The organism is Nonomuraea soli (genome assembly GCF_013761175.1).
Taxonomy (GTDB): Bacteria; Actinomycetota; Actinomycetes; order Streptosporangiales; family Streptosporangiaceae; genus Nonomuraea; species Nonomuraea soli.
Genome location: NZ_JACDUR010000008.1, coordinates 328,778 through 345,328, shown reverse-complemented (window position 1 = coordinate 345,328; position 16,551 = coordinate 328,778). Strand labels below are relative to the sequence as shown.

General features: G+C 71.2%; 18 protein-coding genes. 7 read left to right on the top strand and 11 right to left on the bottom strand.

Annotated features, from left to right (window positions below; all coding sequences use genetic code 11):
* Positions 1–49: 49 nt before the first annotated feature.
* Complete coding sequence (locus HNR30_RS37760) at positions 50–358, top strand: STAS domain-containing protein (protein WP_181614926.1); 309 nt, start codon at positions 50–52, stop codon at positions 356–358.
* Here HNR30_RS37760 and HNR30_RS37755 read toward each other — a convergent pair.
* On the bottom strand, positions 336–1,850 hold the full coding sequence (locus HNR30_RS37755; protein WP_181614925.1) for an MDR family MFS transporter: 1,515 nt from the start codon (positions 1,848–1,850) through the stop codon (positions 336–338). The two genes, HNR30_RS37760 and HNR30_RS37755, sit on opposite strands and share 23 nt — an antisense overlap.
* Before the next feature lie 105 nt (positions 1,851–1,955).
* Here HNR30_RS37755 and HNR30_RS37750 point away from each other — a divergent pair, with 105 nt between their 5' ends.
* Complete coding sequence (locus tag HNR30_RS37750; RefSeq protein WP_181614924.1) at positions 1,956–2,501, top strand: TetR/AcrR family transcriptional regulator; 546 nt, start codon at positions 1,956–1,958, stop codon at positions 2,499–2,501.
* Positions 2,502–2,542: 41 nt separating this feature from the next.
* The gene (locus tag HNR30_RS37745; protein WP_181614923.1) at positions 2,543–2,965 is read left to right on the top strand and encodes an ATP-binding protein; all 423 of its coding nucleotides are present in this window, start codon (positions 2,543–2,545) and stop codon (positions 2,963–2,965) included.
* On the opposite strand, the gene HNR30_RS37740 is transcribed toward HNR30_RS37745, so the two are convergent.
* Both HNR30_RS37740 and HNR30_RS37735 read right to left on the bottom strand, forming a co-directional pair.
* Positions 2,932–3,891, bottom strand: a complete 960-nt coding sequence (locus HNR30_RS37740; protein WP_181614922.1) for a Ppx/GppA family phosphatase — start codon at positions 3,889–3,891, stop codon at positions 2,932–2,934. The two genes, HNR30_RS37745 and HNR30_RS37740, sit on opposite strands and share 34 nt — an antisense overlap.
* 9 nt (positions 3,892–3,900) lie before the next feature.
* Positions 3,901–5,649 carry a cytochrome P450 family protein gene (locus tag HNR30_RS37735; protein WP_220134446.1) on the bottom strand — a complete coding sequence of 583 codons (1,749 nt, stop codon included), beginning with the start codon at positions 5,647–5,649 and terminating at the stop codon, positions 3,901–3,903.
* Positions 5,650–5,710: 61 nt separating this feature from the next.
* Between HNR30_RS37735 and HNR30_RS37730 the strand changes: the two genes are divergently transcribed.
* On the top strand, positions 5,711–6,856 hold the full coding sequence (locus tag HNR30_RS37730) for a UDP-N-acetylglucosamine--N-acetylmuramyl-(pentapeptide) pyrophosphoryl-undecaprenol N-acetylglucosamine transferase (RefSeq protein WP_181614921.1): 1,146 nt from the start codon (positions 5,711–5,713) through the stop codon (positions 6,854–6,856).
* A 63-nt stretch (positions 6,857–6,919) separates the two neighbouring features.
* On the opposite strand, the gene HNR30_RS37725 is transcribed toward HNR30_RS37730, so the two are convergent.
* Genes HNR30_RS37725 through HNR30_RS37710 form a run of 4 tightly spaced genes read right to left on the bottom strand, consistent with a single transcriptional unit; the run spans position 6,920 to position 10,224 of the window.
* Positions 6,920–7,777 carry a hypothetical protein gene (locus tag HNR30_RS37725; RefSeq protein ID WP_181614920.1) on the bottom strand — a complete coding sequence of 286 codons (858 nt, stop codon included), beginning with the start codon at positions 7,775–7,777 and terminating at the stop codon, positions 6,920–6,922.
* 35 nt (positions 7,778–7,812) lie between these two features.
* Positions 7,813–8,697: a hypothetical protein gene (locus HNR30_RS37720; RefSeq protein WP_181614919.1), complete on the bottom strand. Its 885-nt coding sequence runs from the start codon at positions 8,695–8,697 to the stop codon at positions 7,813–7,815.
* Positions 8,698–8,703: 6 nt separating this feature from the next.
* Positions 8,704–9,402, bottom strand: a complete 699-nt coding sequence (locus HNR30_RS37715; protein WP_181614918.1) for a hypothetical protein — start codon at positions 9,400–9,402, stop codon at positions 8,704–8,706.
* Between the two features lie 6 nt (positions 9,403–9,408).
* Positions 9,409–10,224, bottom strand: a complete 816-nt coding sequence (locus HNR30_RS37710; protein WP_246380019.1) for a hypothetical protein — start codon at positions 10,222–10,224, stop codon at positions 9,409–9,411.
* A gap of 321 nt (positions 10,225–10,545) precedes the next feature.
* Between HNR30_RS37710 and HNR30_RS37705 the strand changes: the two genes are divergently transcribed.
* On the top strand, positions 10,546–11,346 hold the full coding sequence (locus HNR30_RS37705) for an SDR family NAD(P)-dependent oxidoreductase (RefSeq protein ID WP_181614916.1): 801 nt from the start codon (positions 10,546–10,548) through the stop codon (positions 11,344–11,346).
* A 78-nt stretch (positions 11,347–11,424) separates the two neighbouring features.
* On the opposite strand, the gene HNR30_RS37700 is transcribed toward HNR30_RS37705, so the two are convergent.
* Together HNR30_RS37700 and HNR30_RS50445 are read right to left on the bottom strand one after the other, a co-directional pair.
* Positions 11,425–12,300 carry a DMT family transporter gene (locus HNR30_RS37700; protein ID WP_181614915.1) on the bottom strand — a complete coding sequence of 292 codons (876 nt, stop codon included), beginning with the start codon at positions 12,298–12,300 and terminating at the stop codon, positions 11,425–11,427.
* 76 nt (positions 12,301–12,376) lie between these two features.
* Positions 12,377–13,306, bottom strand: coding sequence for a GNAT family N-acetyltransferase (locus HNR30_RS50445; RefSeq protein ID WP_220134445.1), 930 nt, complete (start codon positions 13,304–13,306; stop codon positions 12,377–12,379).
* A gap of 147 nt (positions 13,307–13,453) precedes the next feature.
* On the opposite strand from HNR30_RS50445, the gene HNR30_RS37690 reads away from it, so the two are divergent.
* Both HNR30_RS37690 and HNR30_RS37685 read left to right on the top strand, forming a co-directional pair.
* A complete protein-coding gene (locus HNR30_RS37690; RefSeq protein WP_181614913.1) occupies positions 13,454–14,461 on the top strand; it encodes a hypothetical protein in 1,008 nt (335 codons plus the stop codon).
* Positions 14,462–14,472: 11 nt separating this feature from the next.
* Positions 14,473–14,991 carry a hypothetical protein gene (locus HNR30_RS37685; protein ID WP_246380018.1) on the top strand — a complete coding sequence of 173 codons (519 nt, stop codon included), beginning with the start codon at positions 14,473–14,475 and terminating at the stop codon, positions 14,989–14,991.
* On the opposite strand, the gene HNR30_RS37680 is transcribed toward HNR30_RS37685, so the two are convergent.
* Positions 14,972–15,757: a class I SAM-dependent methyltransferase gene (locus HNR30_RS37680; RefSeq protein ID WP_181614911.1), complete on the bottom strand. Its 786-nt coding sequence runs from the start codon at positions 15,755–15,757 to the stop codon at positions 14,972–14,974. The genes HNR30_RS37685 and HNR30_RS37680 overlap by 20 nt on opposite strands.
* 43 nt (positions 15,758–15,800) lie before the next feature.
* Positions 15,801–16,526 carry an alpha/beta hydrolase gene (locus HNR30_RS37675; RefSeq protein ID WP_181614910.1) on the bottom strand — a complete coding sequence of 242 codons (726 nt, stop codon included), beginning with the start codon at positions 16,524–16,526 and terminating at the stop codon, positions 15,801–15,803.
* Positions 16,527–16,551 lie beyond the last annotated feature (25 nt).

Below are 16,551 nucleotides of genomic sequence, written 5' to 3'. Positions count from 1 at the left end.
GTGGCCCTTGACGCCTCAGGTTTTCTCGCAGGTCACTAGACTGAGAAGAATGCTGCGGATCGACCTGGAGACTCCCGAGACGGCCACGGTCCTGATGGTGCTGAGCGGCGACCTCGACTACACCTCCGCCGCCCAGCTCGGCGACGTCCCGCTCGAACCCGGCCTCAGCCGCATCGACCTCGACCTGGGCGGCCTGTCGTTCATCGACTCCTCGGGCCTGGCGGCGCTGATCCGCCTGCACCATCGGGCGGCCGAGGCCAGGGCGGCGCTCCAGCTCACCGCCCTGACGCCCTACCTGCGCAACCTGCTGCGCATGACGGCGCTCGACCGCATGTTCACTCTGCCACCGCAGCCTTGACCTGCTCCGGTGCGCCGCGCAGCGGGATCTCCCTGATGAAGACGGCCAGCACCGGCACGGCCACGGCGAAGACGATCGCCCACCAGAAGAGCCCGGAGATGGCGGTCGCCAGCGATTCGAGCACGCCCTGCTTGACCGACGGGTCGAGGGCGGCCAGCGCCGCGGGGTTCATCTGCCCGCCGCCCTTGGCCAGCTGGTCGGCCGTCTGGGCGCCGAAGTGCTGGGTGAGGCCGTCGAGGAAGTGGTTGTTGAAGATCGCGCCGAACAGCGACACGCCGAACGACCCGCCGATGGAACGGAAGAAGGTCGAGGTGCTGCTGGCCACGCCCATGTCCTTGGGCTCGACGCTGTTCTGCGCGATGAGCATGGTGGTCTGCATCAGGAAGCCCATGCCCACGCCCAGCACGGCGATGAACAGGCCGGTCTGCCAGGCAGGGGTGTTGATGTCCATGAGCGACAGCAGCCACACGCCCGCCACCATGCCGACACCGCCGATGATCGGGTAGATCTTGTACGTCCCGGTCACCGTGATCCGCTTGCCGACGAAGATCGAGATCACCATGGCGGCGGCCATCATCGGCAGCAGGAGCAGGCCGGAGTTGGTCGCCGAGGCGCCCTGGACGGTCTGCTGGAACAGCGGCAGGAAGTTGATCGCGCCGAACATCGCGAAGCCGAGCAGGAAGCCGATGATCGTGATCAGCGTGAAGTTGCGGTCGCGGAAGAGCGTCAGCGGCAGGATCGGGTCGGCGGCGCGGCGCTCGACGGCGACGAACAGGCCCAGGCTGACGACCGCGACGGCCGCGAGCGACAGGATCTGCCAGGAGCCCCACGCGTAGTCGTTGCCGCCCCACGAGGTGATCAGCACCAGCGCGGTGACGCCGATGGTGAGCACGATCGCGCCCAGCCAGTCGATCCTCACGGTGGCCGAGCGTTGGGGCAGGTGGAGCTTGGCCACGATGAGCGCCAGGGCGACGAAGCCGACCGGCAGGTTCACGTAGAAGGCCCAGCGCCAGTCGAGGTGGTCGGTGATGAAGCCGCCGACCAGCGGTCCGGCGATCATGGCCAGCGACATGACGCCCGCCATGATGCCCTGGTACTGACCCCGCTCGCGCGGCGGCACCAGGTCGCCGATGATCGCCATCACGTTGACCATCAGGCCGCCGGCGCCCAGGCCCTGGATCGCGCGGAAGGCGATGAGCTGGCCCATGTCCTGACTCATGCCGCAGAGCACGGAGCCGATCATGAACAGCACGATCGAGATGATGAAGATGGTCTTGCGGCCGAAGATGTCGCCGACCTTGCCCCAGATGGGGGTGGAGACCGTGGCGCCCAGCACGTAGGCCGTCACCACCCAGGACAGGTGCGTCAGCCCGCCGAGCTCGCCCACGATGCGCGGCATGGCCGTGCCGACGATCATGTTGTCGAGCATGGCCAGGACCATCGCCAGCATCAGTCCTGGCAGGACGACCATGACCTCACGATTTCTGGCCATGTACCGGATTCCCCCTTACTTGCCGACCGGCTAGTTCCATGAAACAGTAGATTTCCCCCTAGCCGGTCGTCAAGTAAGTTCCGACTTCCAGGACAATGGAGCACCGTGCGGGAAGACACGCGGACGCGGATCCAGCAGATCGCCCTCGAGCTGTTCATCGAGAAGGGCTACGAGGCCACGTCGCTGCGCGAGATCTCCGAGCAGCTCGGAGTGACCAAGGCGGCGCTGTACTACCACTTCAAGACCAAGGACGACATCGTCCTGAGCCTCATAGAAGAGCGCGTCGCCGAGCTCGACAGACTGCTGGAATGGGCCAAGAGCCGGCCCAAGGACGCCCACACGCGGCGCGAGCTGGTCGAACGCTACGCCGACCAGCTCTACACCGGCCGCCACAGCACGGTCATGCACTTCCTGGAGCGCAACCAGACCTCCCTGCGCGGCCACCCGACCACCAGGGGCATCAAGGAGCGCATGATCGCGCTGGTGGAGCAGCTGAGCGAGCCCGACGAGCCGCATGCCGTACGGCTGCGCAGGGCGATGGCGCTGTTCACCCTGCACGCCGGATTGTTCCTGGCCGAAAACCGCGAACTGAGCGCTCAGGAGCGTCAGGCCGCCGCGCTGGAAGTGGCCCTCGACCTCGTAGAGCGCTGAAGGGGCGATTGGGGCAGCGGATATGGGGCAAGAGGTTGCTCATGGAGGCAACGATCGCCCTGCGGCTCCCCCGCGACGCCGCCAGTGTCCCGCTCATCCGCCGGATGCTCGACGCCGCTCTGGCGTCTCTGGGCGTCGTGTCGACCATCCGCGACGACATCGAGCTCATGCTGACCGAAGCCTGCTCCAACGTGATCAAACACGCCGATCCGGCCGACGAGTACACCGTCAGCGCCGCCGTCCAGCGTGATCTGTGCACGATCAGGGTGGTCGACACCGGCCACGGCTTCGACCCGGCCGCCATGACCGCCCCCTCGCCCGCCTCGGAGAGCGGGCGAGGGCTGCAGATCATGCGGGCGCTCGCCGACGACGTGCGCTTCGACAACCGCCACGAGAACGGCGCGGTGGTCTGCCTGGAGAAGAAGCTGAGCTACGAGCCGGGCGCGCCGCTGTCGGTCTTCTGATCGGGCAGCGCGTCGAGACGGCGCAGGATCACACCCTCGCGCAGCGCCCAGGGGCAGACCTCCAGGCGCTCCACCTCGAACAGGTCCATCGCGGCGTCGGCCACGATCGCCCCGGCCGCCAACTGCAGCGCGCGGCCCGCCGACACGCCCGAGAGCTCCGCCCGCTCCTTGGCGCTCAGCCTGGGCAGCTTGTGCGCCCAGTCGGCCAGCGACTCGCGGGTGAGCGTGCGCGGGGCATAGAGCCCGTCGCCGGAGGGGGCGGCCCCGGCGATCCTGGCCAGCTGCTTGAAGGTCTTGGAGGTAGCCACCGCCCGGTCGGGCTGGCCGTAACGGGCCACGCCGCCCACCGTGCGGGCGATCTCGGCGCGCACGTGCCTGCGCAGCTTGCGGACCTCGTCGGCGGAGGGCGGGTCGGCGGTGAACCAGGCGCGGGTCAGCCGCCCGGCGCCCAGCGGCAGCGAGATCGCCGCGTCGGGTTCCTCGTCGATCCCCGTCGCGATCTCCAGGGAGCCGCCCCCGATGTCGAAGGCGAGCAGCCGCCCCGCCGACCATCCCACCCAGCGCCGCACCGCCAGGAACGTCAGCCTGGCCTCCTCGTGGCCGCTGAGCACCTGGATGTCGAGACCGCACCGGGCGTTGATCTCGGCGAGCACCTCCTCGCCGTTGGAGGCCTCGCGCACCGCGGAGGTGGCGAAGGCCATGAAGTCCTCCACGCCCTTGTCCTCGGCCAGCTGCTGGGCCTCGGCCACGAACTCGCTCAGCCGCTCGACGGCGTGCTTGGCCAGCTTGTTGCCGTCGTCGAGGAGCTCCGACAGGCGCAGCTCCTCCTTGTGGGAGTACGCGGGCAACGGCCTGGCCCCACGATGGGCGTCAACGACGAGCAGATGGACCGTGTTCGAGCCGATATCGAGTACTCCGAGTCGCATGGCCGCACGCTACCGCTCGGCCGGGCGGACGGCGAAGCGGAGGGTGAAGTGGTCGAGGCTGCCGGGCAGTGCCACCGGCAGATCGGGTCCCTCGATATCGCGCGAGCGCAGGTACTCCTCGACGACCATGCTCTCCACGAGCATCACCAGATCCTCACCCGGGCAGCGGCCGTGGCCGTCGCTGAAGGGAACGCCGGCCGACGAGCCCGGCTGGAAGTCGTCGCCCTCGATGCGGTTGGCGTAAGGGCTGTGAATGGCCACCATCGCGCCGCGCGGGCTGTCGCGCAGGATCACCAGGGTCGTCGGCCACAAGCGCACCGACTCGCGCACGGCCTCGCGAGCGCCGGCCTCCGGATTCCCGGCCAGCAGCGCCAGGGCCCGGTAGGCGGCGATGCCCGCGGCGTCGAAGGCGAACAGCCAGTGCGGCACCTGGCCGTCCGGGTCCACGTCGGGCGCGGCGGGCGTGGACCGCACCAGCGCGGCCAGGCTGTCGTCCTCCGCCCGGTCGAGGTGACGCGACAGGCGTCGCGCGAAGCGGGCGCGCACATCGGTGCGGTGGCCGCGCACGTAGGAGTAGTTGGCGTCGCCGCGCAGGCGGTTGAGCAGCCAGGTGAGCTCCTCGTCGTCGCGGGCGGCGTCGCCCAGCACGATACGCCGGGCGATCCGCCAGTGCGCCGCGCCGAAGGCGTCCCAGGTCAGCGTGCCCTCGCGGGGCAGCTCGGCGATCTCCTCCGCGACGATCCGGCGAAAGCGCGCGTGGAAGGGGTGCTCGGGCTCACCGGTGGCCAGCACCTGCTCGTTGAAACGCCTGCGGCGGCCGCGCAGCTCCGGGTCGACGGTGATGAGCACGCCCTCGGGGGCGAAGTGGGACAGCGCGCCGCGCTTCTCCCTGGTGGCCGGGTGGAAGGCCGGATCGTTCAGGACCCGGCGCACGTCGGCCTCGGTCAGCGGCAGCAGCAGCCAGCCGCGCATCGGCACGCGCACCAGCAGCGGGCCGTCGCCGTGCTTGGCGCGCAGGCGGCGCAGCAGCCGGGTGGCACGGCCGTCGGCGTCGATCAGCCCGGCCAGGGCGCTGCCCGCCCGCCGCCGCAGGATCACCCCTTGCAGCAGGGTCGGAACCAGGACCTGGGCGCCGAGCCGTACGGTGTCGACGACGCTCGCCCTGGGCAGGCCCTTGCGGCCCTCGCGGGAGCGGGCGTAGGCCACCCGGCGCAGGCGGGCCAGCACGCCGCGCGGGCGCAGCACCGGGTGCTGGTTGACGGCCGGGTCGAAGTCGGCCTCGCCCTCGCGGGGCTCCACGACACGCAGCAGGGCGAGCCTCGTGCGGCCCCGCTTGATCACGAAGGCCAGCGGCAGGGCCAGGTCGCGAGGATCGGCGCCGTCGTCGTGGCCCGTGTCGAGCGGCTCGGCGGTCAGCCGCGGACGCATCAGCGTGGAGAAGCGTCCCCTGGTGAAGCCGGGCAGCGGGAACGGCAGGCGGCGGAACGGGCCGCTGCTCGACAGCAGCAGGTCCAAATCGCCCCCGTCGGCGCCGCCTCCCGGGATCTTGATCGCGATGCCGAGGACGTCCGGCATGCCGCCCGGCAACGACAGGCCCTTGGACAATCGCACGATCACCTCGCGCCTGCCTCCGCCGTCGAGCACGGGCACGCCCAGCGGCTCGTGGCCGAGCGGCTCCAGCTCACCGGTGAACAGGCTGCCAATCGTGTGCAGAGCTCGTCCATGGCGCAGTTCGGCGATGCGGGAGATGGTCGACATTCCTGCCGACTACCCCCTCCGGGAGTCACGACACCACGGCTCCCGGCCATAATCTGATCGCATGCGACTGCTCATCACCGGCGGTGGCACCGGAGGACACACCTATCCGGCGCTCACCACCCTGTCCGCCCTGCAGAAGCGGGGCATCCCGCACGACGTCCTGTGGGTGGGCACTGCGGGCGGGCTGGAGGCCCGCATCACCGCCGAGCACGGCATCCCGTTCAAGGCGATCACCACCGGCAAGCTGCGCCGCCGGCCGAACCTGCGCGAGCTCGGCACCAACGTGGCCGACATGTTCCGCATCCCGCTCGGCGTCGGGCAGGCCATCGGGCACGCCGCCCGCTACCTTCCCGACGTGGTGCTGTCGACCGGCGGCTACGTCGCCGTGCCGATCGGGCTGGCCGCGAAGATCATCCGGCGGCCGCTGGTCATGCACGAGCAGACGACCGTCGTGGGGCTGGCCAACCGCATCCTGGCCCGGTTCGCCACCGCCATCGCCGTCAGCCACGTCTCGTCGATGGCGCACCTGCCCGAGAGCGTGCGCGACCGCGTGGTGGTCACGGGCAACCCGGTCCGCCCCGAGCTGCTCCACGGCAACCGGGCCGCGGCCTACGACTACTTCGGGCTCACCTTCGAGGTGCCGGTCATCTACGTCACCGGCGGCGCGACCGGCAGCCTGCAGATCAACACGCTCATCTCCGAGCTGCTGCCGCGCCTGCTGCCGCACGCGCAGGTCGTGCACCAGTGCGGGCCGGCCTGGATCGAGCGGATGCGAGCCATCCAGCTGCCGCCCGAGCTGGCCGAGCGTTACCACCCGCTGCCCTACGTGGGCGCCGAGCTGCCCGACCTTTATTCAGCCGCCGACGTGGTCATCTCGCGCAGCGGGGCGGGCACGGTGTCGGAGCTGACCGCCATCGGCAAGCCGTCGGTGCTGATCCCGCTGATCCCGACCGGGGGCGACGAGCAGCGCAAGAACGCCCGCTACCTGGCCGAGTCGGGGGCGGCGCGGGCGCTGCTGGAGCCCAAGCCCACCGCCGACGACCTGCTGGGCGAGCTGATGCCGCTGCTGGCCGATCCGGCGCTGCGGGCGTCGATGGGCGAGGCGGCGCGCAAGATCGGGCGTGTCGACGCGGCCGACGCGCTGGCCGACCTGCTGCTGCAGACGGCGGCCCAGGCGCACGCGGGCGTCGTGCGCAAGCCCGAGTAGCCGTGCGCAAGCCCGAGTAGCCGTGCGCAGGCCCGAGTAGCGGAAGACGCCAGGGTCGGGGCGTCACTGGCCCAGGTAGCGGAAGGCGTCGTGGGCGGAGCTGAGGCTCCGCCGCAGCGCCTGCTCCAGCTCCCCCGCGTCGTCGGTGAGCCGGTCGAGCTCGGGTACGGCCGTGGCGCCCGCCTCGGCCACCAGCTCCTCGTACTGCGGCAGCCTGCTGCGCAGTTCCTCGACCTGGTGATGGGCGATGTAGGCCAGCTCGGCGTCGGCCACGTGCATCGCGTAGCGTTCGAGCGCCTCGACCCGCGCCACCACGGCGGCCTCGCTGCTGTCGAGCGCCTTGGCCAGCGGCTCGGCCACCGCGGCCACCTCGGGGCTGAGCCCGTGCGACACCGTCTCGCGGTGCTTGCCCCGCAGGTCCGACAGCTTGGCCAGCAGCCGGGCGATCTCCCATTCCTGGGCGGGCAGCATGACGGCGTTGCGCACGTCGTCGAGCAGCCCCTGGGCGTTGACCATCGAGCCGGTGACCGTGGTGATCGCGTCCCTGGCGCGCTTGAGCAGGCGCTGCGACGCCTCGTCCAGGTCGGCGGTGAGCACGTAGCGGCCTTCGTGCCAGCGGGACTGGTCGTAGATCTCGCGGGCCCGCGACTCCTCCTGCTGGGCGCTGAGCCGGATGTAGTAGGCGAGGAACGCCAGGAGCCCCACGAACGCGAGGATCAGCGGCCCGTCCATCGCGACGCCCGCCATGAACAGGACGGCCGTCACGACGCCGATCACGGCCAGGTCGGGGACCTTGCCCATGAGGCGCTTTCGCCGTCCGTCGGGGACCCAGCCCGTGCGGAACCTTCTTAAGAGGTCACCGTTCTCTCGGAGCAGCCGCGCCTCTTCTTCCGGCACTCCTGGATCAACTACGACATCCATTACTGCGCGATCCTATGGCGGGATTCGCCGGGCTGTCAGCCATCCAGGTAGCGAAAGGCGTCACGGGCCGACTCCAGAGTGCGTCCGAGCGCCCGCTGGAGGGCCTCGGCGTCGTCGGACAGGCGTTCGAGCTCGGGCACGGCCGTGGCCCCCGCCTCGGCCACGAGTTGCTCGTACTTGGGCAGCCGCGCGCGCAGTTCCTCCACCTGCAGATGGGCCTGGTAGGCACGCTCGGCCTCGGCCACGTGCGCGGCGTAACCCTCCAGGGCCTCGACCCGCCGCACCACGGCGTTCTCGCTGGCTTCCAGGGCCCTGCCCAGGGGTTCGGCGATCGCCGCCACCTCGGGGGCCAGGTTCTTGGCCATGGTGCGCCGGTGCTCGCCGCGCAGGCTGGAGAGCTTGGCGAGCAGCCGGGCGATCTCCCACTCCTGGGCGCGCAGGGTGACGGCGTTGCTGGCGGTGTCGAGCAGCCCGTCGGCGTTGACGGCGGCGCCGGTGATGGCGCGGATGGCGCCGCGGGTGCGGTTCAGCAGCCGGGCGGAGGATTCGTCGAGGTCGTCGACGAGCACGTAACGGCCGTGGTGGCGGCGCGCGCGCTCGTAGATCTCACGGTCGGCGGCCTCCTCCTCGTCCTCGGCGTCGACCGGCTGGTTGATGAAGGCGGCGGTGAAGATGATGAAGCCGACGAACCCCAGGATCGTCAGGCCGGGACCGGTCCTCGCGAGCCCGATGAAGATCATCAGAGTGCAGACGGCCAGGAAGCCCATCAGACCCATGATGAGCGCGCTGCCCAGGCCGAGGCGGCGCGACGACAACCTGCGGGGCGCCCAGCCGTTACGGATGCGGGCCAGCAGCCCGGTGCTCTCCCTCAGGACCCTGGCGTCCTCCTCCGGCACCTCCGGATCCACCACGACGTCCATCGGACCTCACCTCCCCTGGTAGTCGAGCGCGTCGTCGAGCAGCTCCTGGTAGCGCGGCACGGCCGTGCTGAGGCGGCCGAGCCAGGCGCGGGTGCGTTCGGCCTCGGCGAGGCGTTCCAGGCACGCCACCCTGGCCTCCACACCCGCCCTGCTGCGCTCCAGCACCGAGGTCAGGGGTCTGGCGACCTCCTCGATCTCGGGGGTGACCAGCTGGGCGTGTTCGGCGCGCAGGTCGGAGAGCCTGGTCAGCAGGCGGGCGACCTGCCACTCCAGGTGGCCCAGGGCCAGCTCGCCGCCGGCGTCGAGCGCCGTGCTGCCGCGTGCCACGGCCAGGGCCGCCCGGGTCCTGGCCCACAGACGGGCGCAGTCGGCGTCCAGGCCGTCGACGAGGACGTAGTGGCCCGCCAGCACCCGCAGGCGCTCGTAGCGGGCGTGGTCGGTCATCCGGCCCTCGCTCCAGGGCACGGCGCAGAAGGCGAGGACGACCACCGTGACGAAGAGGACGAACGGCAGCAGGAGGGTCAGGTCGCTCATCAGGAGCAGGCCGGGCGGTACGAACAGCAGCACCAGGTAGGCCGCCGCGCCGTGGTCGGGATGGGTCCTGGCGGGCACCCAGCCGTGCCGCATGAGCTCCAGCGTGGCCGTGCTCTCCCGCAGGAACCGGGCCTGCGTCTCCGGTGTCCGCGGGTCGACCACGAGGTCCATCGCCGATCATTTCTCCAGGTAGCGGAAGGCGTCCTGGGCCGAGAGCACGCTGCGTCTCAGGGCCTGCTCCAGGCGGTCGGCGTCGTCGGACAGGCGGGCGATCTCGGGTTCGATGTAGTCCTCGGCGCCGGACTCGGCGAGCAGTTCCTCGTAGCGCGGCAGCTTGGCCCGCAGTTGCTCGATCTGGTGCTGGGCGCGGTAGGCACGCTCGGCCTCGGCCACATGGAGGGCGTAGTTCTCCAGCGCCTCCACGCGGGCGATCACCGCCGCCTCGCTGCTGTCGAGCGCCCGCGACAGCGGCTCGGCCACCGCCTTGACCTCGGGGGTGACTTCTCCCGCGACGAGTTCCTTGTGCTCGACCCGCAGGCCGGACAACTTCGACAGCAGGCGGGCGATCTCCCACTCCTGCGCGGGCAGCATCACGGCGTTGCGGGCGTCGTCGAGCAGGCCCTCCTCGTTGACCGTGGAGCTCATCACGGAGTCGACGGCGATCTGGGCGCGGCGCATGAGACGGATGGAGGCGTCGTCGAAACGGTCCAGCAGGACGTACTTGCCCTGGTGGTCGCGCGCCTGCTCGTAGACCTTCCACTCGGCCGCCGCCCGCCGGTCGCCCTCGCTGACGGGGTCGCCCTTGACGAGCGAGCCGAAGAACAGCAGCGACAGGCCCAGCATGACCAGCGCGAAGGGCGCCAGGATCGTCGCGTCGAAGAGGATCAGGGCCATCACCAGCGCGCCCAGGGCCGCCATCACCCTGGCGATCTTCCAGCCGGTGCGGGCGAGCACGCGGCGGCGGTCACGGGAGGGCACCCAGCCGTTGCGCATCCGGGCTAATAAGGGCGCGTTCGCACGCAGAACCGTCGCTACTTCCGGAGACACCTCCGGGTTCACTACCACACTCGAGCCACGTCCCGCCACGTGAAGCCCCCAACGCTCCGGATATTTCGGATACTACGGATGCATCTGGGCGAATGTCAGCCCCATATATGCCCGTCTTACGACGGTGAAACCAAGAAACGGAGATGTCAACCTCGGGTGACCCTCGCCCGAGGACCGGCGCCGGGCACGAGAGCCGAGGTCAATGCGGGTGCGTGATCGCGGCTAGCATGAGGCGGCTACCATCACCTGTCGCCTCGGGAGTTCGCCGTGGAATTGTGGAACAAGGTCGTGCTGATCACCGGGGCCTCGTCCGGCATCGGCGAGGCGACCGCCCGCGAGTTCGCCCGCGCGGGCGCGAAGGTGGCTCTGGTGGCACGGCGCGAGGAGCGCCTCAAGGCTCTGGCCCTGGAGATCGGTGAGCTCGCCTGGGTCTATCCGGCCGATCTGGGCGATCCCGACGCGGTGGTGGCGATGGCCGCGAGGGTCAGGTCCGAGCTCGGCACGCCCGACGTGATCGTCAACAACGCCGGCGCCGGCACCTGGCAGTTCGCCGACGAGACCACGCCGCACGACTTCCTCCGCCAGGCCGCCGTGCCGTACCTGGCGGCGGGTTACGTGACGACCGCGTTCGCGGCCGACATGGTACGGCGGGGCAGCGGGCGCATCGTGGTGGTCAACTCCCCCGTGTCACGCGTGGCCTGGCCCGGCGCGTTCGGGTACGCGGCGGCGCGATGGGCGCTGCGCGGCCTGGTCCAGGCGCTCCAGGCCGACCTGCGGGGCACCGGGGTCGGGGTGACCGAGGTGCTGCCGGGCAAGGTGTCGAGCGACTACTTCGCCAGCAACCCGGGGTCGGAGGAGCGTATCCCCACGATCAGCGCGCTGATTCCCGAGGTGACGCCCGAGCAGGTGGCCAGGGCGCTGGTCAACGCCACGCGCAAGGGCCGCCGGCGCACGGCCCTTCCGCTGACGCTGCGGCTGATCCTCGGGCAGGCGTGGGTGACGCCTCGCCTGGTGGCGTGGCTGACGGCCATCACCGGCGCCAAGCGGCCGGAGCAGGCCAAGCGCTGACCGGCCCGAACGGCGCGGCCCCCGCTCGAACGGCCTGTCCGCCGCCCGGACGGCCCGCGCCGCCGTACCCGCACCGGCCTACTTGCGGCGGGAGATCGCCACGCCGATGAGGCACAGGGCCCCTCCGACGAAGGTGAGCCAGCCTGGCACCTCCCCCAGCGCCACCCAGGCCATCAGCACCACCAGCGCGGGCACCACGTACGTCGTGGCGCCCATGCGGCCGGCGGTGGTGCGGGCCAGGGCGTAGGCCCAGGTGGTGAAGGCCAGCGCGGTCGGGAAGACCCCCAGGTAGATCACGTTCAGCGTGGCCGAAAGCGGCGCCCGCGCAGCCTCGTCGATCAGCTGGCCGGTGAACGGCAGGCAGGCCACCATGCCGATCGCGCAGCCGAAGGTGGTGACCTGCAGCGCCGAGGCGTGCTGGAGCGCCGGCTTCTGCACCATGATCGCCACCGCCCAGGAAGCGGCGGCGATCAGGCAGGCGACCACCCCGAGGATGGAGGCGGCGCCGCCTTCCGACATAGAGATCCCGACCACCACCGCGCCGCAGAAGGCCACCGCCATGCCGATCAGCAACGGCCGGGGGAACCCCTCCTTGAGGAAGAACCCGGCCAGCAGGGCGATCATCATCGGACCGGTATTGATCACCATCGCGGCCGTCCCGGCGTCGACCTGCGTCTCACCCCAGTTGAGCGCCACCATGTAGACGCCGAACCAGAGCACGCCCGAGACGGCGATGCCGGGCCAGGCCTGGCGGGCCGGCCACCCCTCGCGCCTGATCAGCAGGATCGCCACCAGCGCCACGGTCCCGGCGACCAGGCGCCCCAGGGCCAGTGCTCCTGCTGAGTACGACTCGACGGCCGCACGGATCGACACGAACGCCGACGCCCACAACACCACGGTGACCGCGGCCGCGAGCAGGGCGCGACGGTCGGTCTTCTCGATGACCACATCCATGGCGAAACGCTATAGCCGGAACGTTTCGGTGAACATCGAATTGTTCGGGGCCTCGCCGGGCGGGGCCCCGAACGGCTCAGCTCTCGTCCGACAGGACCAGGCGCACCGAGGTGTTGACGTATCCGGCCCGCTCGAAGGCCTTGGCCATCGGCACGTTGGCGAAGTCGGTGTCGGCACGCACGACCTCGGCGCCGCGGGCGGCGTGGAAGCGGGTGATCTCGTCGAGCAGCTCGCTCACGTAGCCCTTGCCGCGGTGCTCGGGCACGACGCCGATGTAGCCGACGATGGGCCCGCCGTTGTTGGCCGAGGGCAATGCCAGGCCCACCAGCTCGCCGTCGGGCGTGAAGGCCAGGCGCCACCAGTCGCGCTCGCCGCGGAAGTTGTCCTGGTACATCCGCACGTCGCCGCGCGCCTGCGCGACGGGGTCCATGGTGGCCAGCTCCTTGAGGGTGGAGTGGTCCAGGGTGCCCTGCGCCACGCGGCGGAAGGCGTCGGCCATGACCTCGTCGTCGGGCTCGGGGCGGAAGAGCAGGCGTCGCGAGGGCTCGGGCACCGGTGCGGCGGGGGTCCACTCGTAGCGGAAACGTTCGAGCCGGTGGGCGATGCCGACCTTGGCCATGACCTCCGCGCGCCAGGCGACGGCGGCCGCGACGTCCGGCCGCTCACGCCACGCGTTGGGCAGGAACAGGTGGTATTCCGGCTTGGTGCCGAGCCGCTCGATCGCGGCGCTCATCAGCTCGGCGGCCAGGCCGGCCCGGTCGGCGACCGACGGGTGCACGGACAGGCAGTCGATGGAGTACGGCTCAGCGTCGGCGGGCATGCCCCAGAACACGACGCGGGCCAGGATGACGCCGTCGTCCTCGGCGATCCACATCCACTCGGGCCGGTAGTTTCCCAGCTTCAGCTCGGCGCGGATACGCTCGGGGTGGGCCCAGCTGACGGGTTCGTCGACGACGACGTCGAGCAGCCGGTCGAGATCAGCCTCGACCGTGGGACGGAAAAGCACATTTCCTCCGAAAAGCGAAATTAGAGGCATTAGATGCCTCAAAGCGGCAAAGCATGGCATCTACTCCTTTCACTCGACTAATCGGGCACGTGGGACTCTAGCGTGGGGCTGTCTCGGTGTCACCCTGTTTTCCGCCAAGATGGTCCGATGGACTCCTTCGACGACCTGCCGATGCCTCTGCTCCCGCCGCTGCACCTGCCCGGCGACGCGGAGCTGGCCGCGGCCGTGCGCGCCACCCCGATGGCCGCGCGATTCCTCGACCAGAGCGCGCCGGCCGAGCTGGCCGCCCGCACCGGCCTCGACACGCCGGACGGCGAGGTGGAGGTGCTGCGCGACGGCTCCGCCGAGGAGGTGCTGCGGCTGTGGTCGGAAGTGTGCTTCGTCGCCGTCCACCCGGCCGAGCTGGGCAGCCAGGAGGAGGCGGTGACGCTGACCGAGCTGTTCCTGTCGGGCGAGCCCCGGCCGGTGGAGGCCGGGATCCTCGACGAGCTGGGACTGGTGGCCGAGGCCGCCGGTGGCGCGAGCGAGCTGACGCCGCTCGGGAAGTGGGTCGCGCGCCGGGTCTTCGCGAGCATCACCGGCCAGCAGGTGCCCGTCTTCGGCTCGCTGGCCGGCAAGGACGCGGCCACCCTGCTGCAGGGACTGCGTTCCTACGCCGAGGACGAACGGCGCGAGGAACTGGCCGGCTGGTTGTCGGGGCGCGACCGGGCCAAGGCCGCCGAGGAGATCGCCGCCGCCGCGGCCGGAGCCAGCCCGCTGGGCCGTACGGTCGCCCTGCAGGTGCTCGACGCCGAACTCGGCGACGACGGGCGCGAGGCGTTGCGCGGCCTGCTCGCCACCCCGCGCGTGGGCGCCCTGGTCGCCGCCCGGCTGGGCGCCGAGCGGGAGTCGTCGGCCGAGGAGATCGCCTGGGTCCTGGTCGACATGGCCGCCTCGCTGCTGGAGTACGGCGGCGACAGCGAGCAGGTGGTCGAGGCGATGGCCATGGGCATGGCGCCGGAGGAGCAGGCGGAGAGCATCGCCATCCTGGCCTTCGGCCGCCACCCCGACACCGAGAAGGTGCTGCTCACGCTGGTCGAGCGCCACCCCGACCCGAAGGTGGCCGCGGCCGCCCGCAAGGCCCTGCGGCGTCACCGGGGGCTGGCCGACGGGTAGGGTCTATGACCATGCATGTGATCACCCGGCGGTCCGGCGCCTTCCTCGGCGATGAGGCGTACGGCTGCGAGTGCGGCCAGTCCCTCGCCGACCGCATGACCGCCGAGGTGCACGCGGCCGAGAGCCGGCTGTGCACGGTGTGCCTGGGCGGCAAGCAGGAGGAGATCGCCCCCGGCCTGCTGCGGGGCTGCTCGTCGTGCGCCGGCACCGGCCGGCGCCGCGAGCAGATCCACTGGCAGCTCGCCCACGCCGAGGCCGAGCAGGTCATCACCGTCGGCCTGGTCCGCACCGTGATCGCCGGCTTCGACGGCCCCTTTCACCTGTCGGAGATCGCCGACGCCGTGCGCGGGGGCCTGAGCCTGCAGGTCGGGCGGCTGCCGGTCGGGCCGCGGGTGCGCGACGTGCTCCTTCAGCTGCAGCAGTGGGGCGAGATCGTGATGGTCTCCGCGCCCGACGAGCTGATCGACGACGTGCCGACCTTCCTCTACAACGACCCCCGCTGGCAGCGTGTCAGGACACTCGGCAGATGATCTCGCCGTGCAGGATCGACAACCAGCCGTCCTCGTCCTGAGCCCACATGAGCCAGCCCTCCGAGATGCGCCGCAGGTCGGCCTCGGTGGCCAGGCCGCGTTCCAGGACCTGCCTGGCCATGTCCGACGACACGATGCGCTCGGCCCACATGCCGCCCCACCACTGCCGGTCTTCTGGGGTCGCGAAACACCAGGTCGATGAGGTGGCGCTCACGTCGGTGAAGCCCGCCTCGCGCGCCCAGGCCAGCAGCCGCCGCCCGGCGTCCGGTTCGCCGCCGTTGCCGCGCGCGGTCCGCTGGTACAGCTCCATCCACTCGTCGAGCTCCGGCAGCAGCGGATACCAGGCGAAGGCGGCGTAGTCGCTGTCGCGCACCGCGACCACCTCGCGTGCCACCCTGCCCATCTCGCGCAGCGCCCGCACCGGGTCCTGGACGTGCTGCAGCACCTGGTGGGCGTGGACCACGTCGAAGCTGCCGCCGGCGTAGTCGAGGGCGTGCACGTCGGCCACCTCGAACTCCACGTTGCCCACGCCCCGGCGCTCGATCTCGGCGCGGGCCAGCTCCAGGGCCTCCGCCTTGACCTCCGACGCGGTCACCGACGCCACCAGGCCCGCCAGGTCCGCGGTGATGGTGCCGGGGCCGCTGCCGATGTCGAGCAGCGTGTGGCCGGGCTTCAGGTGCGGCAGCAGGTAGGCGGCGGAGTTCTCGGCCGTGCGCCAGCGGTGCGAGCGCAGGACCGATTCGTGGTGCCCGTGGGTGTACGTCATGGGACGACGCTATCGGATCTTCCATATTTCGAGAAGCTTTGTATCATATAATGGATTTGATCCATTTCTCCGCAGCTCGGGAGACCGAACGCATGCCGTACAGCCGGGTGCTGTGGCCGGCGCCCGGCAGCACCCGCACCTCGGCCAGCGGGCGCAGCGGCAGGCTGTGGGCCGGCGGCACGAACTCGCCGGCCGCGTGGAAGGCCAGCATCGGCGGGTCGCCGGGATCGGCGTGCTCGGCCACCTCCATGCTCCGCCAGACGCGCGGGCACACGCGCGGCGAACATCCCGCCAGGGCGCGGGCCGAGCGTCCCAGCCGTCCGCCGGTGTCATAGGCCAGCCGCGGCGAGGAGACCGGCGAGAAACCCACCACCCCGCGCAGGCCCGGCGGGCGCCTGTCGTCCACCCCGACGGAGGCGGCGACATGGCCGCCGGCCGAGAAGCCGACGAGCACGTAGCGGGACGGGTCGAAGCGGTAGCGGGCGGCGTTGCGCCGGGCGTGCTCGATCGCGCCGATGGTGTCGTCACGCTGCGCGGGCCAGCGCGCGGTTCCCGACAGGCGGTAGTTGAGGTTGAAGACGGCGTAACCGAGCGCGGAGAACCGGCGGGCGACCGAGGCGAGCGCCGACTTGTCGCCCTCCGACCACCAGCCGCCGTGCACGAGGAAGACTCCAGGACGCCTGCCGCCGTCGCCGGGCAGCACGTCCATGCTCTGCGGGCCGTATGAGACGGTCATGGTCAGCGCCAGCACCATCGCGGAGAGACTCACGTGCCGGGCCCTCCCCCCGCGCGAC

Excerpts from the sequence above, each read along its gene's own strand:
- HNR30_RS37680 (WP_181614911.1), bottom strand. The coding sequence starts at position 15,757 with ATGACGTACACCCACGGGCACCACGAATCGGTCCTGCGCTCGCACCGC.
- HNR30_RS37745 (WP_181614923.1), top strand. The coding sequence starts at position 2,543 with ATGGAGGCAACGATCGCCCTGCGGCTCCCCCGCGACGCCGCCAGTGTC.
- HNR30_RS37685 (WP_246380018.1), top strand. The coding sequence starts at position 14,473 with ATGCATGTGATCACCCGGCGGTCCGGCGCCTTCCTCGGCGATGAGGCG.
- HNR30_RS37755 (WP_181614925.1), bottom strand. The coding sequence starts at position 1,850 with ATGGCCAGAAATCGTGAGGTCATGGTCGTCCTGCCAGGACTGATGCTG.
- HNR30_RS37725 (WP_181614920.1), bottom strand. The coding sequence starts at position 7,777 with ATGGATGTCGTAGTTGATCCAGGAGTGCCGGAAGAAGAGGCGCGGCTG.
- HNR30_RS37700 (WP_181614915.1), bottom strand. The coding sequence starts at position 12,300 with ATGGATGTGGTCATCGAGAAGACCGACCGTCGCGCCCTGCTCGCGGCC.
- HNR30_RS37720 (WP_181614919.1), bottom strand. The coding sequence starts at position 8,697 with ATGGACGTCGTGGTGGATCCGGAGGTGCCGGAGGAGGACGCCAGGGTC.
- HNR30_RS37690 (WP_181614913.1), top strand. The coding sequence starts at position 13,454 with ATGGACTCCTTCGACGACCTGCCGATGCCTCTGCTCCCGCCGCTGCAC.
- HNR30_RS37735 (WP_220134446.1), bottom strand. The coding sequence starts at position 5,649 with ATGTCGACCATCTCCCGCATCGCCGAACTGCGCCATGGACGAGCTCTG.
- HNR30_RS37710 (WP_246380019.1), bottom strand. The coding sequence starts at position 10,224 with ATGCGCAACGGCTGGGTGCCCTCCCGTGACCGCCGCCGCGTGCTCGCC.
- HNR30_RS37715 (WP_181614918.1), bottom strand. The coding sequence starts at position 9,402 with ATGGACCTCGTGGTCGACCCGCGGACACCGGAGACGCAGGCCCGGTTC.
- HNR30_RS37730 (WP_181614921.1), top strand. The coding sequence starts at position 5,711 with ATGCGACTGCTCATCACCGGCGGTGGCACCGGAGGACACACCTATCCG.
- HNR30_RS37760 (WP_181614926.1), top strand. The coding sequence starts at position 50 with ATGCTGCGGATCGACCTGGAGACTCCCGAGACGGCCACGGTCCTGATG.
- HNR30_RS37740 (WP_181614922.1), bottom strand. The coding sequence starts at position 3,891 with ATGCGACTCGGAGTACTCGATATCGGCTCGAACACGGTCCATCTGCTC.